Source organism: Burkholderia lata, from assembly GCF_902499335.1.
In the GTDB taxonomy this organism is placed as follows: Bacteria; Pseudomonadota; Gammaproteobacteria; order Burkholderiales; family Burkholderiaceae; genus Burkholderia; species Burkholderia lata_B.
This window is the reverse complement of the sequence record NZ_CABVQK010000022.1, coordinates 68962-87702: the sequence shown is the minus strand read 5'-3', so window position 1 is coordinate 87702 and position 18741 is coordinate 68962. Positions and strand designations below refer to the sequence as shown.

The 18741-nt window shown below is 67.9% G+C and carries 13 protein-coding genes; 7 read left to right on the top strand and 6 right to left on the bottom strand.

Translation table 11 applies throughout. From position 1 onward, the window contains the following. Positions 1-163: 163 nt before the first annotated feature. Together BCO18175_RS38010 and BCO18175_RS38005 are read right to left on the bottom strand one after the other, a co-directional pair. Positions 164-1033: a DMT family transporter gene (locus tag BCO18175_RS38010; protein ID WP_174988735.1), complete on the bottom strand. Its 870-nt coding sequence runs from the start codon at positions 1031-1033 to the stop codon at positions 164-166. Positions 1034-1224: 191 nt separating this feature from the next. Then, positions 1225-1410 carry a hypothetical protein gene (locus BCO18175_RS38005; protein WP_006480515.1) on the bottom strand — a complete coding sequence of 62 codons (186 nt, stop codon included), beginning with the start codon at positions 1408-1410 and terminating at the stop codon, positions 1225-1227. A gap of 208 nt (positions 1411-1618) precedes the next feature. On the opposite strand from BCO18175_RS38005, the gene BCO18175_RS38000 reads away from it, so the two are divergent. Together BCO18175_RS38000 and BCO18175_RS37995 are read left to right on the top strand one after the other, a co-directional pair. Continuing rightward, a complete protein-coding gene (locus tag BCO18175_RS38000; protein WP_174988733.1) occupies positions 1619-2377 on the top strand; it encodes a DeoR/GlpR family DNA-binding transcription regulator in 759 nt (252 codons plus the stop codon). A gap of 105 nt (positions 2378-2482) precedes the next feature. Then, on the top strand, positions 2483-4276 hold the full coding sequence (locus tag BCO18175_RS37995) for a phospholipase D-like domain-containing protein (RefSeq protein WP_174988731.1): 1794 nt from the start codon (positions 2483-2485) through the stop codon (positions 4274-4276). 75 nt (positions 4277-4351) lie between these two features. Here BCO18175_RS37995 and BCO18175_RS37990 read toward each other — a convergent pair whose 3' ends face one another. The 3 genes from BCO18175_RS37990 to BCO18175_RS37980 all read right to left on the bottom strand — a co-directional run bounded on the left by BCO18175_RS37990 (position 4352) and on the right by BCO18175_RS37980 (position 8136). Next, positions 4352-5026, bottom strand: coding sequence for a TetR family transcriptional regulator (locus BCO18175_RS37990; protein ID WP_011353990.1), 675 nt, complete (start codon positions 5024-5026; stop codon positions 4352-4354). 116 nt (positions 5027-5142) lie between these two features. Then, entirely contained in the window at positions 5143-6411 is a 1269-nt protein-coding gene (locus BCO18175_RS37985) for an NAD(P)/FAD-dependent oxidoreductase (RefSeq protein WP_174988730.1), read from the bottom strand. Positions 6412-6555: 144 nt separating this feature from the next. Beyond that, complete coding sequence (locus BCO18175_RS37980; protein ID WP_174988728.1) at positions 6556-8136, bottom strand: amino acid permease; 1581 nt, start codon at positions 8134-8136, stop codon at positions 6556-6558. A 634-nt stretch (positions 8137-8770) separates the two neighbouring features. Here BCO18175_RS37980 and amaB point away from each other — a divergent pair. Beyond that, positions 8771-10282 (top strand): L-piperidine-6-carboxylate dehydrogenase, encoded by a 1512-nt coding sequence (amaB, locus tag BCO18175_RS37975; protein ID WP_174988726.1) that lies wholly within the window; start codon positions 8771-8773, stop codon positions 10280-10282. 105 nt (positions 10283-10387) lie between these two features. Here amaB and BCO18175_RS37970 read toward each other — a convergent pair whose 3' ends face one another. Then, entirely contained in the window at positions 10388-12835 is a 2448-nt protein-coding gene (locus BCO18175_RS37970) for a DUF3772 domain-containing protein (protein ID WP_174988724.1), read from the bottom strand. Between the two features lie 451 nt (positions 12836-13286). On the opposite strand from BCO18175_RS37970, the gene BCO18175_RS37965 reads away from it, so the two are divergent. From BCO18175_RS37965 to BCO18175_RS37950, 4 genes are all read left to right on the top strand, one after another. Continuing rightward, the gene (locus BCO18175_RS37965) at positions 13287-14705 is read left to right on the top strand and encodes an MFS transporter (protein WP_174988723.1); all 1419 of its coding nucleotides are present in this window, start codon (positions 13287-13289) and stop codon (positions 14703-14705) included. Between the two features lie 421 nt (positions 14706-15126). Continuing rightward, positions 15127-16404 (top strand): hypothetical protein, encoded by a 1278-nt coding sequence (locus BCO18175_RS37960; RefSeq protein WP_174988721.1) that lies wholly within the window; start codon positions 15127-15129, stop codon positions 16402-16404. A 161-nt stretch (positions 16405-16565) separates the two neighbouring features. Continuing rightward, positions 16566-17678, top strand: coding sequence for a porin (locus BCO18175_RS37955; RefSeq protein ID WP_124629489.1), 1113 nt, complete (start codon positions 16566-16568; stop codon positions 17676-17678). 10 nt (positions 17679-17688) lie between these two features. Then, positions 17689-18741 carry a nucleoside hydrolase gene (locus tag BCO18175_RS37950; protein ID WP_174988719.1) on the top strand — a complete coding sequence of 351 codons (1053 nt, stop codon included), beginning with the start codon at positions 17689-17691 and terminating at the stop codon, positions 18739-18741.

The window sequence follows — 18741 nt, the reverse complement described above, 5'->3', positions numbered from 1 at the left end:
GCGATTTCGCGTTGCTTCGGCGAGACGGGTTGCATCGCCGTGGTGCATGGTGCGCCGGGCGGGTGCAACGATGCCGCGGAACGGGCGTTCGCGCGGTCGGAATTCGATGCGCGTGGCGGCCGGCGTGCATGCAGCCGCACGACCGCGCGCACGGTGGCGCGCGTCAGCGCCGCGCGAGCACGACGCCCACCAGCGCGAGCGCGAAGCCGGCGAGCTGGATCGCCGCGAGCGTCTCGCCGAACAGCCAGTAGCCCTGCAGCGCGGCCAGCGGCGGCGCGAGGAACAGCAGCGACGTCGCGCGCGCGGCGTTGCCGCGCCGCAGCATCCACATCAGCATCGTGACCGCACCGCCGGACAGGAACACGACGCCCCACACGAGCGATACCCACAGCGCCGGCGCGCCGATCCAGCGCGTCTCGTGGAGCAGCGCGACGAAGATCGCCGCGACGATCGCCGCACCGAAGTTCTGGATGGCAACCGCCGTGCGCAGGTCGCTCCGCGCGAGCTTGCCTTTCTGGTACAGCGAGCCGGCGGTGATCGACCCGACCGCGAGCACCGAGACCGCGACGACGAGCCACGCAGGCGCGGCGCCCGGCGGCGGCGCGACACCGCCCATGACCTTCGGCGCCAGCACGAGCGCGACACCGGCGAGCCCGAGCGCCATCCCGAACCAGCCGCGCGCGGGCAGGCGCTCGTTGAACAGCGGGACGGCGAGCACGGCGGTGGCGAGCGGCTGCAGTGCGCCGAGCAGCGCCATGACGCCCGCGTTCAGCCCCTGCGCAACGGCCCAGTAGCTCGCGCCGAGATAGACGCCCTGCAGCAGCGCGCCCGCGATCAGGTGGCGCGGCCATTCGCGGCGGGCCGGCCACGGCGCGCGCGTGACAAGTGCCACCGCGCCGAACAGCGCGGCCGTGCCCGCGAAACGCGCGAGCAGGAACAGGTTGGGATCGGCGTAGGGCTTGATTGCCCGCGCGACGATGAAGCCGGTGGACCAGAGTGCAACGAAAGCGGCGGCGACGATCGAGGTCAGCATGCGTGGCGGGCCGCGAGGCGGCCGGACAGAATCGTGAAGTCGGCCAGTATCGGGGGAAGCGATGCGGGCGTCTTGTCGAATCCTGCACTCATGCTGCGTGCCGCGCATGCGGCCGCCAGGGCGGGCGGTGCCGGAGGAAGCGAAGGGGCGCCGCCCCGGAGGCGAAGCGGGCGAGCGCGAAGCCGCGGAGATCAGTCGATCGAGAACGTGTCGAGCGGCTGGTTGGCGCGAGCGTCAGTCGCGAAGCGCGCGGCGAGCTGTTCGTAGAGCCGGCGGGCCTCGTCGAGCGTCAGGTCGATCCAGTACGGATCGCCGGCTGCGTCGTTGAGACGTTCGGGCGGAAACTGGATTTCGATCACACTGCCTTTGCGATACATGGCGCGAGCCCCTTTGCTTGGTCTGTCGTTCGGCGAAGCGCAAAGTGTAGCAACCGGCGCCGCGCCGATTCGCGCGCGTCAGGCAATACAGAATTTCGCTTTCGGGAAACGCGGCCTGGCGGGTTTCCCGGCGCAGTCAAATGCCGGTCAAACGGCCGTAATACAATGGGCGGCTTACCCATTACCAGTCGCCTCGGGCGCACACGCGATGCTGGCGGAACAACGTCATCAATTCATCCTGTCGGAGCTCGGACGGTCGGGCGCATTGTCGGTCGCGGAACTCGTCCGCTCGCTCGACGTGTCGCGCGAGACCGTGCGGCGCGACCTGAACGCACTGGCCGCACGCGGCCTGCTCGTGATGACGCACGGCGGCGCGCTGGCCGCGGATCGCCGCGAGCCGAGCCTGTCGGAGCGCGAAGCCGCGAATGCGGAAGCCAAGCGCACGATCGGGCGGCGCGCGGCCGAATTCGTGCCCGACGACGCATCGGTGCTGATCGATTCGGGCAGCACGCCGCATGCGGTTGCGCTCGCGCTCGCCGACCGGCACCGGCTGTCGATCTACACGAACGACTGGCGCACCGCGTTCGTGCTCGCGCGGCGCAACGGCAACCGCGTGACGCTGCTCGGCGGCGAGCTGTCCGACGACGAGGACGCCACCTTCGGGCTCGACACGATCCAGCAGCTCGCGCAGTACCACGTCGATTTCGCGTTCGTCGGCGCCGGCGGCATCACACCCGATGGCGAATGCACCGACTACTCGCGGCTCGCGGCCGAGGTGCGCAGCAGGATGATCGCGGCGGCTGGCACCGCGATGATCGTCGCCGACCATTCGAAATTCGGACGTGTGACGCCGGTGCGGATCAACGGCACGGGCGCGGCCCGCTATCTCGTGACCGAGCGCTCGCCCGACAAGGCTGTGCGCCGTGCGCTGACCGCACGCGGGATCGAGCTGCTCGTGTGCGACTGACGCGCGTCCGACATACAAGGTTCATCGAACCGTCATCCCCAGGGAAGAACCGCCGTCAAGACTGACCCATTCACCTCGACCGGCCGCAAGGCCAGGGAGCAACGAATGACCGTCAGCGTGCGCAGCTATCTTTCCCCCACCCTGGTCCTGCTGGCCTTCGACTGGCCCGATGCGGCGTCGCGCGCCGATTTCCTCGGCTTCGCGATCCGGCGCACGCCGGGCTTCTGGTCGGCCGACGGCAAGACGCGCGCGCCGGACAGCTGGCTGCCGAACCGCCTGACGTTCGACGGCCCGGCCGCGCACACGCAGGGCGACGCGCCGACCGACCAGGCGCCGATCCAGAAATTCATGTGGTGGGACGCGCGCATCGATCCGCAGGATCGCGGCGCGTCGTTCCGCTACGACGTGTATCCGGTCGTCGGCACGCCGGCGAACCTGCAGGTGCTCGATGCGCAAGCCGGCGTGTGCGACGTCGTGCTGCCCGCGCACATCGAGGACGGCATCGGCACGTGGTTCAACCGTGCGGTGGTCAGCTCGCAGGCCTTCGCGAAGCAGGTCGCTGCGCTGGGCCTCGCGCCGAATGCGGCGCCGAGCGATGCGCAGGCGCTGAAGCTGCGCACGTGGCTCGCGAACGACATGGAGCAGGTGTTCGCGGAGATGCTCGACCCCGCGTCGCGCGCGGCGTCGGCCGTCTATCACCTGACCGACACGCTGTGGGCGCTGCCCGCGTTCGACGCGTTCGGACGCCAGCACGGTGAAGCGTCGCTCGCGATCGTCTACGACGCGCACACGACGGCGCGCAAGGGCAAGCCGCCGTTGCCGTCGCCGAACCAGCCGGCTGTCGATGCGTTGCAGGGTCTCGCGACGCTCGCGCCGCGCGACAAGACGCACATCATGCACGACAAGTTCATCGTGACCGATGCGGCGTCGAATGCGGTGCCCTCCCGCGTGCTGACCGGTTCCGCGAACTTCACGACCGAGGGGCTCACGGAGCAGGCGAACGTGCTGCACGCATTCGACTCGCCCGCGCTCGCCGCGCTGTACAACGATCGTGCGCATGCACTGGCCGGGAATCCGTCGATCGCGGAGACGGCGAAGCTGTCGCCGGGCTGGTCGGAGCCGATGACGATCGGCAGTGCGCAGGTGCGGCTCGCGTTTTCGCCGGAGCCGGCGGGGCAGCGCACCGAGATCGACACGATCGTCGCCGCGATCGCGGCCGCGAAGCATTCGGTGTCGTTCTGTCTGTTCATGCCGACCGACGCGGCGCTGCGCGACGCGTGCTTCGCGGCCGGCGACCGCGGGCTCATGATGTTCGGGCTGGTGAACAAGATCAATGTCGGCAGCGCGACGAAGGCCGATGCCGAGCAGCAGGCCGGCCAGACGCTCGATGCGGCGACGCTCGCGAACCTCGAGCTGTACCACCGCAGCCGCGACAACCACGACGTGATCGATGCCGCGTATTTCTCGCCGGCGACCGTGCCGCAGGGTTTCGAGCCGGAATTACGGTTGTTTCCGGGCGAACCGGCGCCCGCCTTTCCGCCTGTCGTGATCCACCACAAGTTCATCGTGATCGATGCCGAAGGCGCGAATCCGGTCGTCTATACGGGCTCGGCGAACATGAGCCGCAATTCCGAGCAGTACAACGACGAGAACCTGCTCGAGATCCGCGACCAGCGGATCGCGGCGATCTATCTCGCGGAATTCCTGCGGCTTTATGAACACTATCGCGCGCGGGCACTGACGATCAATGCGAAGCAGCGCGGCACGGACGCAGGCACGGGCGCGCATGCGCGGCTCGCGCTTGCGCCCGATTCGAGCTGGGCGAAGAAGTATTACGTGGCGGGGAGCCCGGAAGCCAAGGCGCGGATCGCGCTGGCGTCGACCGCGCCGACGGACTGACGCATCGGAGAACGCCGGGCGCGGCTGGGGTGCGCCCGGTGTGAGGCTGGCCGGGAAACCGGCTGACGCCGCCGCTTACGCGGCGACGTAGCGCAGCACGGCGTCGGCGATCGTGTCGCGATGCCGCGCGCGCAGGCGCGGTGCCGACGGATCGCGGCCGAACGCGGCGCCGAACGTGTAGCGGTTCGACACGCGGTGGAAGCAGAACGAGCTGATCAGCAGGTGCAGGTCGAACGCGTCGATGTCCTTGCGGAACGCGCCGCTCGCCGCGCCGCGCTCGACCAGTTCCTCGAGCGTCTTGATGATGCTGACGTTGCGGTTCTTGAACGACTTGAGCTGTTCGAGATACTTCGCGCCGTGGATGTTCTCGATCGACACGAGGCGGACGAAGTCGCGATGCTTGTCGTGATAGTCGAACGTGAATTCGACGAGGCGGCGCATGCCCTCACGCGGCTCCATGTCGCCGACGTGCAGCTCCTGCTCGAGTGCGCGGATGTCGCCGTACACCTTCTCCAGCACGGCCTCGTACAAGCCTTCCTTGCTTTCGAAGTAGTAGTAGAGCATGCGCTTCGTCGTGTTCGTGCGCTCGGCGATGGCATCGACGCGCGCGCCGGCGAGGCCCATCGCGGAGAATTCCTGCGTGGCGACGTCGAGGATGTTGCGCTTGGTTTGCTCGGGATCGTATTTGCGCCGCGCATCGGACGGAAGCGCGCGGGTGTCGGACGTGGCGGCCTTGCTTCCTGCTTTCATGTGAATTTATTGTGGCTTCGGCGGCTTGGAAAAGCCATTCTAGCATGTGGGAAATCCCCGCCCGGCCGACCTTCCGCTCTAATCGGCAGGGCGGTTTCGGCCGCCGTGGCCACCGCTCAGCGGCGGCAGGACGCGAGCGCGTCGCGGGCTTGGTACGCCGTGTACGTGAGCTGCGCGGCGGCGAGGCCCGCCAGCCCGAACGTGCGCGTGAGCCCGAACGCGTTGAAGCCTTCCGGCACCGGCCGGCCTTCGGCCAGCGCGGCCGCGAGCGCTTCGCCGGCAACCGTGGTCGGCGCCATCCCGTGGCCGCCGAACGCGATCGCGTGCCACACGCCGTCCGCGTCGCGGCCGATCTGCGGCATCTTGTGCCGCGCGTAGCTCATCAGCCCGCCCCACGCGTAGTCGACCTTGACGCCTTCCAGTTGCGGATACACGCGCAGCAGGTCGCGCCGCAGCAGGCGGGCGATCGCGTCGGGGCCGCGGTCGAGCACGGAGATCCGGCCGCCCCACAGGATGCGCGTGTCCTTCAGCGGGCGGTAATAGTCGAATGCGAAACGCGTGTCGTAGATCGCGTACGGCGCGTCGATCGCGTCGGGCAGGCGCGCGCCGAGTGGCTCGGTCGCGATCACGTAGGTCGCGATCGGCAGCACCGCGCGCTCGATGCGCGGCGACACGCCGCGCGCGTAGCCGCCGCCGGCAAACACGACGTCCTTCGCGCGCACCGTGCCGTGCGCCGTGCGCACGACGTACCCGGCGCCTTCGCGCGCGATGCTGAGCGCGGCCGAGCGTTCGTACACGCGCGCGCCGCCGCGCGATGCCGCCGCCGCGACGCCGAGCACGTACTTGAGCGGATGGAAATGGAAGGCATTCGGCTCGAACAGGCCGCCGTAATAGCGCTGCGTCTTCAGCCGCTTGCGCAGCGCGTCCGTCGAAACGGGTTCCCAGTCGACGCCGAGTTCATCCTTCATCAGCGTGCGCACGCTGTCGAGCCGGGACGGATCGTCGAACCAGTTCGCGAGCATCACGCCCTGGTCGACGATGTCGCAGTCGATGCCGTAGCGCGCGATCCGCGCGCGGATCAGGTCGACCGCATCGACGGTGAGCCGGTACAGCCGGCGCCCTTCGTCGCGGCCGAGCGTGCGCAGCAGGTCGGCGTTGTCGAGGCTGTAGCCGCCGAAGACGAAACCGCCATTGCGGCCCGATGCGCCGAAGCCGACCCGTTCGCTGTCGAGCACGACGACGTCGTGCACGCCGCGCTCGACGAGGCCGAGCGCGGTGCACAGGCCGGCGAGGCCGCCGCCGACGATGCAGACCTGCGTGTCGATCGTGCCGGTCAGTTGCGGGTAGGGCTGGCGGGTAACGGTGGCTTCGTAGAAGTTCTGCATGCGATTTCGTTGACTCGTAACGGCGGAAAAACAGACGGCGCGCGTCGATCTTGCCTGAACGCGCGCGCCGCGTCGAATGGGGGTGTCAGCGCACCGGCCGCCGCGCTCGGGCGGCGGCTGGTGCGTGCGGGCCGATCCGCGCGGTCAGGCGCCCGGCGTCGGGTTGGCCGGGCGGGCGACGTAGCCCGCGTAGCCGGTTTCAGCCTGCGGGGCGGGTTCGGGCGCCGCGTTGCGTTCGATCCACGGCGCGATCTCCATGTCTTCGTAGCGCACGAGGCGGCATTTGCGCACGAGCGCGTAGCCGAGCCAGATCGCGAGGAAGAACGGCAGGCCGATGTAGGTCGCGGCGATGCCGACCCAGTCGATCTTGTCGGAGAGGAACGCCTGGTAATCCTGGCCGAGCGCGACGACCGCGCACAGCGCGAACGCGAACAGCGGGCCGAACGGGAACCACTTCGACCGGTACGGCAGCTGGTCGAGCCGGTAGCCCTGCTTCAGGAAGCCCTTGCGGAACCGGTAGTGGCTGACCGCGATGCCGAGCCACGTGATGAAGCCGGCCATGCCCGACGTGTTCAGCAGCCACAGGTACACGGTCTTGTCGCCGTACAGCGACGTGAGGAAACACAAGGCGCCTACGGCCGTCGTCGCATACAGCGCGTTGCGCGGCACGCCGCCGCGCGACAGCCTCGCGAAGATCTTCGGCGCGCGGCCTTCGACCGCGAGGTTGTAGAGCATCCGCGTGGACGCATACATGCCCGAGTTGCCGGCCGACAGCACGGCCGTCAGGATCACCGCGTTCATCACACCGGCCGCGAACGCGAGGCCCGCGTGGCGGAACACGAGCGTGAACGGGCTCACGCCGATGTCGGTCACGTCGCTCTTCAGCAGGCTCGGGTCGGTATAGGGAATCAGCACGCCGATCACGAAGATCGCGAACACGTAGAACAGCAGGATGCGCCAGAAGATCTGGCTCACCGCGCGCGGGATCGTCGTGCGCGGGTTTTCCGATTCGCCGGCCGCGACGCCGATCATTTCAGTGCCCTGGAACGAGAAGCCCGCGATCATCGCGACGCCGAGCATCGTTGCCCAGCCGCCGGCGAACGGCGCGTCGCCGATCGTGAAGTTGCCCCAGCCGGCGCTCGGGCCGCCCTGCATGATCCCGAAGATCATCAGCAGGCCGACGCCGACGAATGCGAGCACCGTCAGCACCTTGATCAGCGCGAACCAGTACTCGGCTTCGCCGAAGCCGCGCACCGACAGCGCGTTGAGCGCGAAGATCAACGTGAGGAACAGCGCGCTCCACCACATGCCCGGCACGTGCGGGAACCAGTAGTTCATCACGAGCTGCGCGGCGACCAGTTCCACCGCCAACGTGACGGCCCAGCTGTACCAGTAGTTCCAGCCTAGCGCGAAGCCGAAGCCTTCGTCGACGAACTTCGCGCCGTAGGTCGCGAACGAGCCCGACACGGGCATGAACGCGGCCATTTCGCCGAGGCTCGTCATCAGGAAATAGACCATCAGGCCGATCACCATGTACGCGAGCATCGCGCCGCCGGGGCCGGCCTGCGAGATCGACGCGCCGGACGCGACGAACAGGCCCGTGCCGATCGAGCCGCCGATCGCGATCATTCGCAGATGGCGGGCCTGCAGCGCACGGTGGAGGGACGGCTTCGCGGGCGGCGAGCCAGACGGACGGGGTGAATCGGGGCGGGCATCTGAATGCATGGCGGGCGCTGGGCGCTGTCTCCGGGATTGTTTTTCGGTGACGAAGCGCGACGCGTTGCCGGCCGCGGGCCGGGCAGCGGTGATGCGGTGCCGGAACGGGCCGGATGAACCGGGCCGCGATGCGTGTCGCCTTCGTCAGTCGTCCGGCAGCCGTCATGGCGGCCGGCGGCGCGCCGGGTGCATTGCACCTCGACGTCGCCCCGATTGTGTGGGCCGGATGAGCAGGCAGCAAACGATATTTCCGCACAGGGTGATGCGACTTTGTCATCAACTTGCATCTTGCTCCGACCTGTCCGATAGCCTGTCTGTGGGCTTGAGAAGCGTCCGATCTCGGTATGAAAACGCATCGATCCGACGTACGGAGGTGTTGCGCTTTCGGAATGAAGTCGTGAGTTAATATCAATAGCGGCCCGACTTGTGGCCACCGACAATGTGTTTCATGGATCGTGCCTTGCGAGGCGGGAGCGCGCCGTCCAGCCGGGCTTCCGGCGGCGGCGCGGCGCGATGCGCCGAATGGCGCACCGGGCCTGCCGCGCGGCGCATCCGCTTGCACAGGGCGCGCGAACGCGCTCCAATCGAATCACGCGGGCGGCGCTGCCGCCGCACCGATCAATCTGTCCCTGAAGAGGAAGTGATGCAATTCAACGACATTCTTGCCGCGCTCGATATCGATCTCGCCCAGTGGAAAGGCAATGCGCTGACCGCGCGTTCGCCGCTCGACGGCGCGACGCTCGCGACGCTGGCCGTCGACACGCCCGCCGACGCCGAGCGCAAGATCGACGCCGCGCACGACGCATTCCTCAAGTGGCGCACGGTGCCGGCGCCGGTGCGCGGCGAACTCGTGCGCGTGTTTGGCAACGTGCTGCGTGAGCACAAGGCCGAACTCGGCCGCCTCGTCACGCTCGAAGCCGGCAAGATTACGTCGGAAGGCCTCGGCGAAGTGCAGGAAATGATCGACATCTGCGATTTCGCGGTCGGTCTGTCGCGCCAGCTTTACGGCCTCACGATCGCATCCGAGCGCCCGGGCCACCGGATGATGGAAACGTGGCACCCGATCGGCGTGTGCGGCGTGATCTCGGCGTTCAACTTCCCGGTCGCCGTGTGGGCATGGAACGCGGCGCTCGCATTCGTGTGCGGCGATTCGGTCGTGTGGAAGCCGTCCGAGAAGACGCCGCTTACCGCGATCGCATGCCACGTGCTGCTGCAGAAGGCGATCCGCGAATTCGAAAAGACCCACCCGGGCGTCGCGCCGGCGGAGCTGAGCCAGCTGGTGCTCGGCATGCGCGATGTCGGCGAGGTGCTGACGGCATCGAAGAAGGTGCCGGTCGTCAGCGCGACGGGCAGCGTGCGGATGGGCCAGGAAGTCGCGAAGGTGCTGAGCCAGCGTCTCGCGCGCGGCATCCTCGAACTCGGCGGCAACAACGGGATGATCGTCGCGCCGAGCGCGGATCTGGATCTCGTGGTGCGTGCGGTCACGTTCGCGGCGGTCGGCACGGCCGGCCAGCGCTGCACGACGCTGCGCCGCCTGATCGTGCATCGCAGCCTGGTCGAACAGCTGCTGCCGCGCATCGAGAAGGCCTACACGTCGGTGAAGGTCGGCAACCCGCTTGAAGAAGGCACGCTGGTCGGCCCGCTGGTCGATCGCGCGTCGTTCGATGCAATGCAGAAGGCGTTGGGCGATGCACGCGAGCAGGGCGGCGAGGTGAAGGGCGGCGAGCGCGTCGACGTCGGTCACGCGGATGCGTACTACGTGCGTCCGGCCATCGTGCGGATGCCGAAGCAATCGGCGGTGGTCGAGCGCGAAACGTTCGCACCGATCCTGTACGTGATGGTCTACGACAACTTCGACGACGCGGTCGAACTGCACAACGCGGTGCCGCAAGGCCTGTCGTCGGCGATCTTCACGAACGACATGCGCGAGGCCGAGCAGTTCATGTCGGCAGCGGGCAGCGACTGCGGGATCGTCAACGTGAACATCGGCACGAGCGGCGCGGAGATCGGCGGCGCGTTCGGCGGCGAGAAGGAAACGGGCGGCGGCCGCGAGTCGGGTTCGGATGCGTGGAAGGCTTACATGCGCCGTGCGACGAACACGATCAACTACAGCCGTCAGCTGCCGCTGGCGCAGGGCGTGAAGTTCGACGTCTGATGCGGGGCGCCCGGACGGGCGCTGCGCAGGAGTAGAAAGGGCCGGCTGCCGCGTTGCGGTGCCGGCCCTTCGTTCATCTGCGCGACGGCAAGCGTGCGAGCCGCGTCATGCGTCTCCCACCGCCGGCATGTTCTGCACGACCAGCATCTGCGGGCTCGACAGCGTGATCCCCGCCGCGCGCAACTGCTTCAGGATCTCGAACAGCAGATCGCTCTTCGTCGAACTCGCGATCCGCGGGCTCGACACGTAACCCGTCACGCTCAGCGTGATGCCGTCCGGCGTGAGCTGGCTGAACGTCACCGACGGCGCCGGCTTCTCGAGAATCGCCTCATGCGAGCGATACGCTTCGAGCAGCAGGTCGCGCACCTGCTCGGGATCGGTGTTCAGCGGGAACGTCAGCACCAGCGTCGCGACGCCCTGCGTGCTGTTGCCCATCGTCACGTTGCGCAGGTTCTGCGAGATCAGTTGCGAGTTCGGCACGATCACGGTCGAACGGTCGCTGAGCTGGATCTCGGTCGCGCGCACGTTGATGCGGCGGATATCGCCTTCGACGCCCGCGATGCTGATCATGTCGCCCACCTTCACCGGGCGCTCGGTCAGCAGGATCAGCCCCGACACGAAGTTCTTCACGATCTCCTGCAGGCCGAAACCGATACCCACCGACAACGCACTGACGATCCACGCGAGGTTGTTCCACCTGACGCCGAGCAGCCCGAGCGTCATCAGCACGAGCAGCACGTAGCCGACGTTGGTGAACAGCGTGATCAGCGACACGCGCATCCCGGTATCCATGCCGAGCGCGGGCATGAACTCGCTGTCGAGCCAGCGGCGCAGCGAGCGCAGCAGGTAGAAGCCGATCGCGAACCCGATCACGGCGTTCATGATCCGGTCGGGCATGATGTTCAGGCTCTGCAGCCGCTGGCTGCCGATCATCGCGACCGCGCTGTCGAGCAGGTCGCCCGGCGTCGTGCCGAAACCGCCCGTCAGCAGCGCAATGGCCGCGATCAGCATCAGCAGGCTCGTGCCGAAACCGGACAGGACCGTGCGGGCCTGGTCGAGGTGACGATCCTCGAGCGCGAAAAGGTGCTTGATCTGCTGGCCCGTCGGCAGGCTCGACGAGAACAGGCTTTCGCTCGCGTCGCGCGTCAACTGGATCAGGATGTAGGTGGCGCCCAGCACGATCTCGAACCACACGAGCTCGTAGGTGATGAAGCGCGCGACCGTGATATAGCCGATCAGCAGCGCGATCAGGGTCGCGATGATGGCCAGCGTGACGGCCGCATGGATCAGCCCGGCGAGCGTCGAGCGCTGCTCGGGCGCTTCGCCGGCGGCCGCGAGCACGCTGCGGGCGCGGTTCGAGCGCAGCAGCGACGCACCGACCGTCACCGCGACGACGAGCGACACGATCCCGCGGCCGAACAGCGTGACCGACAGGCTGGTGTCGACGATCCGGTTGATCGATTCGAGCGTGCCGGACACCAGCAGCAGCGCGGCCAGGATGCCGGGGAACGGCTTCATCGCGAGCGCAACCGGATCGGCGAGCGCGGGGAGGCGCCACGACGGGTGCTTCGTGCAGAGCAGTGCGCGGCCGAGCCCGGCGATCAGTGCGCAGGTCGCGGCGAGCTTCGCGAACTGGTCCCACAGATCGGTCAGCGCCGGCGTGAGGTCGTAATGGCGCGCGACGGCGAGGTAAAGGATCTGGACGGCGAGGGCGGTTGCCAGCAGTGTCGACAGCGCGGTCGACAGCGCCAGCGCGCTGCGGCGCAAGCGGGTGGCCGGCAGGCGGTTCACGCAGAACCATGCGAGCCCGCGCTCGATGAGCCGGCGGCCGCCCATCCATGCCGCGAACGCGGCGACCAGCAGCAGCACGGTGATCGCCTTTTGTCCGGGCACCCACGACGAGCGCAGCATGTCGAGCATTTCTTCGTCGAAGTCCCCGAGCCGCTGGGCGTCGTCCGGCGCGAGATGGAACAGCGGCAGCCAGAACTGCGCACTGAAAATGCCGCCCGAACGGAACGCGAGCTGGTTCTTCAGCAGGCCGCGATGCAGCTTCGCGAACTGCTCGTTCAGGTTCGTGAGGCTGGTCTTCTGGTCGGCGGCCTGCTTCAGCGCCGCGTCGATCTGTGTCTTGCGCGCGTTCAGCGTGGCCCGCTGCTTCGCGACGGCCGGCGTTTCCGGCGCGGCGCCCTCGGCAGGCGGGGGGCCGAGCACGTCGAGTTGCCCCTGGATCTGCGCACGCTGCGGAACAAGATCGCTCTGCAGCTTCTCGACATCGGTGCTCAGCTCCTGCGTCGAGTCGCTGAGCCCGTCCAGTTCCTTGCTGTTGGACGCGGTCGAGGTCTGCTGCTTGATGCGGTCCAGTTCGGCCTGCATCTGCTTGAGCTGCGCGACGGCGTCGTTCAGCGAGATGGCCGGGACGGGCGCGCCGACGCCGCTCGCCAGCGGGGCCGATGCGGCCGCCGGAAACGCCGACGCGGTCGCGATCGCCGCGAACTGCAGCAATGCGATCAGCGCGATCCGGCGGGCGTAGGTGGATAGTCGTTGTATGAACATGGAATGCTTACGATTTGCCGACAATACCGGTCGCCGAAAGGCGCCCGGAAGCCGGTGGTTGGCCCGGTAGCATGTTACCGGGGTGTGGAACGCGTGGTTGTCCCGATTGCGTACCCCGTTTGTGGCGATTCCGGCGGCGCGCAGCCGCGCGAAACGGTGCACCAGGCCCGGGCGGTGGGGGCGGCGGCGCCACGGTGCGGCGACAGATGGCCGTTCTGGCGCGTTTTCCGTACCCGACAGACGGTTACGCAAGTTACACATTGACCGGCGCAAAAATGGGGTGTCCGAAGCGGTTCGGCGGCCGGGTGCGGCCGGCCCGTCGTCGCGTTCCGGATATCGGGGCCGGGGCGCGCGCGCCGGACGGACGTGCCGGTACAATGCAGCGATTCGCCCGACGGCGGCTCGCTGGTCGCCGGACAACAACACGACACGATCAGGAGACGCGCCCACGATGGCCTCAACGGACAGCCTTTCGCAGGCACCTGCCCATTCCTCACCCGTCGACCCCGGCTCCATCTCGGCCCGCCTCGACCGCCTGCCGCCCACCCGCACCGTCTGGAAGCTCGTCGTCCTGCTGAGCCTCGGCTTCTTCTTCGAACTCTACGACCTGCTCTACAGCGGCTACGTCGCCCCAGGCCTCGTGAAAAGCGGGATTCTCTCCGCGACGACGCACGGCCTGTTCGGCACCACGGGCGTCGCGAGCTTCATCGCCGCGCTGTTCTCCGGGCTCTTCATCGGCACGATCGCGTGCGGCTTCCTCGCCGACCGCTTCGGCCGCCGCGCGATCTTCACGTGGTCGCTGCTGTGGTACACGGCCGCCAACGTCGTGATGGCGTTCCAGGACACCGCCGCCGGGCTGAACTTCTGGCGCTTCGTCGTCGGCCTCGGCCTCGGCGTCGAGATGGTGACGATCGGCACGTACATTTCCGAGCTCGTGCCGAAGCAGATCCGCGGCCGCGCGTTCGCGTGCGAGCAGGCGGTCGGGTTCGTCGCGGTGCCCGTGGTTGCGTTCCTCGCGTACCTGCTCGTGCCGCACGCCCCGTTCGGCCTCGATGGCTGGCGCTGGGTCGTGCTGATCGGCGCGCACGGCGCGCTGTTCGTGTGGTGGATTCGCCGCGAACTGCCGGAAAGCCCGCGCTGGCTCGCGCAGCAGGGGCGGGTCGACGAAGCCGATCGCATCATGCGTGCGCTCGAGGCGAAGGTCGAAGCCGAATACGGACGGCCGCTGCCGCCGCCCGCGCCTGCGGAGCCCGTTCCGCCGCGCGGCAGCTTCCGCGACATGTGGGTGCAGCCGTATCGCAGCCGCACGATCATGATGACCATCTTCAACGTGTTCCAGACGGTCGGCTTCTACGGCTTCGCGAACTGGGTGCCGACGCTGCTGATCAAGCAGGGCATCACGATCACGTCGAGCCTGATGTATTCGAGCGTGATCGCGCTCGCCGCGCCGATCGGCCCGCTGATCGGCCTCGTGATCGCCGACCGCTTCGAGCGCAAGTCGGTGATCGTCGCGATGGCGGCGGCGATCGTCGTCTGCGGGCTGCTGTTCAGCCAGACGACGGTGGGCGCATTCCTGATCGTGCTCGGCATCGGCCTCACGCTCGCGAGCAACATCATGTCGTACAGCTTCCACGCGTATCAGGCCGAGCTGTTCCCGACGTCGATCCGCGCACGCGCCGTCGGCTTCGTCTATTCGTGGAGCCGCTTCTCGGCGATCTTCTCGTCGTTCGTGATCGCGGCCGTGCTGAAGGGCTTCGGCACCTTCGGCGTGTTCGCGTTCATCGCGGGCGCGATGGTGATCGTGATGGCCGCGATCGGGCTCATGGGGCCGCGCACGAAGGGCATCGCGCTCGAAGCCATCTCGAAGTAACCGGTAGATGTGCACGCGTGTCGCACGGTTCGTGCGGCATGCGTGCCATGCGATGACCTCGCATCGTGGGTATGGCGTATCGGAAATGATATGGCATGCGAATCGATTTGAGGAAGCCGTCGCTGCATAGCAGAAAGCACGGCTTCCCGTGTCGGTCTCGAATGCCCAATCGACTAGCTTGCCACGCAACGAAAGATGGGGCGGCAACGAGTTGAAACAAAGCGTGACGAAGCGCAAATCCGCCGTGAAACCGGGTGTTGCGCCGCTGCCGATTCTTGTCCGGACGCGTAAAATGAAGGGCCTGACGACTCATTAGCCGCCATCGGACCGGTCGCGTTGCATCAACGAACGGCTCCACCGCGAAGAGGCGTCGGCGCCGGGCGCACACGTGCGCCGGACGTGTCGATGGCTTGCGCGGAAGATGCGCCGCTCGCAACAGCAGCATGCGGCGGCCGGATCGGCCGATGGCTTCGAACGTATGATGTTTTTCAGCTTGATGCGGCGATTTGCGAAGCCGCGCTGTCTTGTTCGTGCCGCCGCTGCGTGTATTGGGCTCGCCGCGGCACTGCCGATCTCCGTGCTCGTCGAGCGGCCTGCCTTTGCGGCGTCCGACGCACCGTTGCCTGCCGCTACGTCATCCTCATCAGTCGAGTCGCCCGCATCGGCGGCTTCCCGCGCGCATGCCGCTTCGTCGGCGCATGCATCGTCGGGTGCGTCGGCGGCCCAGCCCGCGCGTGCCGCATCACACGCACATCCTGCGGCGCCTGCCAGCCCGGCGTCGGGCGTGTCGAGTGCATCGGGAGCATCTGCGGCTTCCGCCGCCGCACCTGCATCGGCCGCTTCCGCGACGCCCGCCAGCGAGGCCGAGGCACCCGCACCGACACCGCCGCGCCAGCATCCGCCGCTGTCAGCCGATGAGGCGAAAAATGCGACCGCACGCGCGGTCGACATGCGCAAGCGCTTCGCGCAGGAAGTCACGCGGCGCCTGAACGTGCCGGCAAGCGAGCAGCGCGCGTACGGCGAGCGGCTCCAGAAGACGCTCGCCGATGCGGATCTAGGCGCCCTCGCCGGCGAATACGTCGCGATGGTCGACCGCGCGCCGAACGTACAGGCACTGTTCATCTACTTCCGCGCGACGCCGGCCAACGCGTGGATGATGATCGGTGCATCGCCGGTCGGCACCGGGCTGCCGGGCAAGTACGACCATTTCCTGACACCGCTCGGCGTGTTCCATCACTCGCCGGACACCATGGATTTCCGCGCGGAAGGCACGACGAACGAGAACGGCATCCGCGGCTATGGCCGCCGCGACATGCGTATCTACGACTTCGGTTGGGTGGACGGCGAGCGCGGCTGGGGCAAGGGCGGCGTGTCGCCGATGCGCTTCCAGATGCATGCGACCGATCCCGATCGCCTCGAATCGCTGCTCGGGATCCGGCACTCGAAAGGATGCGTGCGGATTCCCGCGTCGCTGAACACGTTCTTCGACCGGCACGGCCTGCTCGACGACGATTACCAGGCGCGCGTCGAGACCGGCAAGTCGCTGTGGGTGCTGCGTCGCGATCGCGACATCACGCCGATCGCGGGCCGCTACCTGGTCGTGATCGACAGTGCACGCAAGACGCGGCCGGCGTGGTCGCCGTTGCCGGGGCGCAAGGCGTGGTCGAAGGTGCCGAAGGGCGGCGACACGGCGGACTGACGGCCGGTGCAGCCGGCGCGGGCGTGATCAGGATGAGAATAAATCCGTTTTATTGAACCATAACAAAAGCAAACTTTTATTATCCGATCCGGGTTCGTATAGTCGAGGCCAGTTTCGCGGAACCCTGCCGCGCCTGGACCACCACCGATCACACGACCCGCATGAAAACTCTCTACAAGCTCGCCCCGCTCGCGGTGCTCGGCGCCTTCGCGACGCATGCCTGTGCGCAAAGCAGCATCACGCTGTACGGTCTCATCTCGGCCGGTGTCGGGTTCGCGACCAACCAGGGCGGCAAGAACGCCTGGCAGGCGCTGTCCGGCACGAACCAGAACCCGCGCTGGGGGCTGAAGGGCAAGGAGGATCTCGGGCAGGGGCTGTCCGCAGTCTTCCAGCTGGAGAACGGCTTCAACGTGATGACGGGCACGGCCGCGCAGAATGGCCGCGAGTTCGGGCGGATGGCGTACGTCGGCCTCGCCGACCGCACCTACGGCGCGCTGACGTTCGGCCGCCAGTACGACGCGATCCACGACTACATCGGGCCCGTGATCATCGCGAGCAACGGCGTGAACATCGGCGACAACGACAACGGCTACAACGACATTCGCGTGCAGAACTCGGTGAAGTACGTGAGCCCCGTCTACTACGGCCTGAAATTCACCGCGCTGTACGGCTTCAGCAACGCGACCGGCTTCGCGAACAACAGCGCCTACAGCTTCGGCCTTGGCTACGAGCAGGGCCCGCTGCGCTGGAGCGTGGTCTACGCGCAGTACAACCATCCGTACAGCGCGACGAACCAGGATGGTGCGATCGCGAACGACTATGCGTCGCCGCTGCTGATCTTCAGCAAGAGCGCGATGTCGCCCGCGGCCTACGCGAGCCGGCAGCGGATCGCGGGCACCGGCGGCTTCTACACGATCGGCCGCGCGCAGTTCGCGGCGATGTTTACCGACGTGCGCTACGATTACCTCGACAATACGCACCTGCACCTGCAGAACCTCGGCGTGAACGTCGTCTACACGATGACGCCGCAGCTCTTTCTCGGCGCCGCGTATGCGTTCACGAACGGCAAGTACGACGTGATCGACAAGCGGCCGAAATGGCACCAGGTGAACCTGCAGGCCGATTACTACCTGTCGAAACGCACCGACGTCGCGCTGACGGTAATCGCGCAGCAGGCGGCCGGCGACGCGGACCACGCACAGATCTTTGCGTACGCGCGCTCGACCGGCACGCGCCAGATGATGGCGACGCTCGGCGTCCGGCACGTTTTCTGAGCGCCAGACCATGACCCATCCGATCGCATCACGCCGCACCTTCCTGAAACTGTCCGCCGCGCTGGCCGGCACCGCGCTGCTGCCCGAAACGGGCGCGTTTGCAGCCGGCGGCGACGCCGCGCGCCGCACGGTGATCATCGATACCGACCCGGGGCAGGACGACGCCATCGCGATCCTGTTCGCGCTGGGCGCGCAGGACCGGCTCGATGTCCGCGCGCTGACCGCCGTCGCGGGCAACGTGCCGCTCGACCTGACCGAACGCAATGCGCGGATCATCCGCGACTGGGCCGGCCGCACGAAGACGCTGCCCGTCTACGCGGGCTGCCCGCGTCCGCTCGTGCGCGACCTCGTGACGGCGGCGAATGTGCACGGCAAGACCGGGCTCGAAGGCGTCGAGCTGCACGAGCCGCGTGCCCCGCTTGCCGCCGGCCACGCTGTGTCGTATCTCGTCGATGCGTTGAGCCGCGCGGCGCCGAACAGCGTGACGCTGTGCGCGCTCGGCCCGCTGACGAACATCGCGACCGCGCTGGTCGAAGCGCCGCAGATTCGCGGCGCGCTGCGGGAAATCGTGCTGATGGGCGGCGCATTCTTCGAACGCGGCAACATCACGCCGGCCGCCGAGTTCAACATCTACGTCGATCCGCAGGCGGCCGAAGTCGTATTCGGCAGCGGCGTGCCGATCGTCGTGCTGCCCCGCGACGTCGCGGTGAAGGCGCCGATCACGCCGGCGCGTGTCGCGCCGTTCCGCGCGCTCGGCAACCGCTGCGGCGCGATCGTCGCGGACATCATGGATGCCGAACTGGCGTACAACAAGAAGCGACGCGGCGTCGAGGACGCGCCGATGTACGACCCGACCGCGGTCGGCTATCTCGTCGATCCGACGCTGTTCGGCGGACGCAAGGTGAACGTGATGGTCGAGACGACCGGGCAGTGGACGCTCGGCGAGACCGTCGTCGACTGGAACGGGCGCAGCGGCCGTGCGGCGAACGCGACGTGGATCAACGAGGTCGACGCGGACCGCTTCTACGCAGCGCTCGTCGAGCGCATCGCGAAGCTGCCCTGA

What these genes read in the sequence shown, in the direction of transcription:
- BCO18175_RS38010 (WP_174988735.1), bottom strand. Translation starts at nt 1,033, where the DNA reads ATGCTGACCTCGATCGTCGCCGCCGCTTTCGTTGCACTCTGGTCCACC.
- BCO18175_RS37950 (WP_174988719.1), top strand. Translation starts at nt 17,689, where the DNA reads ATGACCCATCCGATCGCATCACGCCGCACCTTCCTGAAACTGTCCGCC.
- BCO18175_RS37985 (WP_174988730.1), bottom strand. Translation starts at nt 6,411, where the DNA reads ATGCAGAACTTCTACGAAGCCACCGTTACCCGCCAGCCCTACCCGCAA.
- BCO18175_RS38000 (WP_174988733.1), top strand. Translation starts at nt 1,619, where the DNA reads ATGCTGGCGGAACAACGTCATCAATTCATCCTGTCGGAGCTCGGACGG.
- BCO18175_RS37990 (WP_011353990.1), bottom strand. Translation starts at nt 5,026, where the DNA reads ATGAAAGCAGGAAGCAAGGCCGCCACGTCCGACACCCGCGCGCTTCCG.
- BCO18175_RS37965 (WP_174988723.1), top strand. Translation starts at nt 13,287, where the DNA reads ATGGCCTCAACGGACAGCCTTTCGCAGGCACCTGCCCATTCCTCACCC.
- BCO18175_RS37955 (WP_124629489.1), top strand. Translation starts at nt 16,566, where the DNA reads ATGAAAACTCTCTACAAGCTCGCCCCGCTCGCGGTGCTCGGCGCCTTC.
- BCO18175_RS38005 (WP_006480515.1), bottom strand. Translation starts at nt 1,410, where the DNA reads ATGTATCGCAAAGGCAGTGTGATCGAAATCCAGTTTCCGCCCGAACGT.
- BCO18175_RS37970 (WP_174988724.1), bottom strand. Translation starts at nt 12,835, where the DNA reads ATGTTCATACAACGACTATCCACCTACGCCCGCCGGATCGCGCTGATC.
- amaB (WP_174988726.1), top strand. Translation starts at nt 8,771, where the DNA reads ATGCAATTCAACGACATTCTTGCCGCGCTCGATATCGATCTCGCCCAG.
- BCO18175_RS37980 (WP_174988728.1), bottom strand. Translation starts at nt 8,136, where the DNA reads ATGCATTCAGATGCCCGCCCCGATTCACCCCGTCCGTCTGGCTCGCCG.
- BCO18175_RS37995 (WP_174988731.1), top strand. Translation starts at nt 2,483, where the DNA reads ATGACCGTCAGCGTGCGCAGCTATCTTTCCCCCACCCTGGTCCTGCTG.
- BCO18175_RS37960 (WP_174988721.1), top strand. Translation starts at nt 15,127, where the DNA reads ATGCGCCGCTCGCAACAGCAGCATGCGGCGGCCGGATCGGCCGATGGC.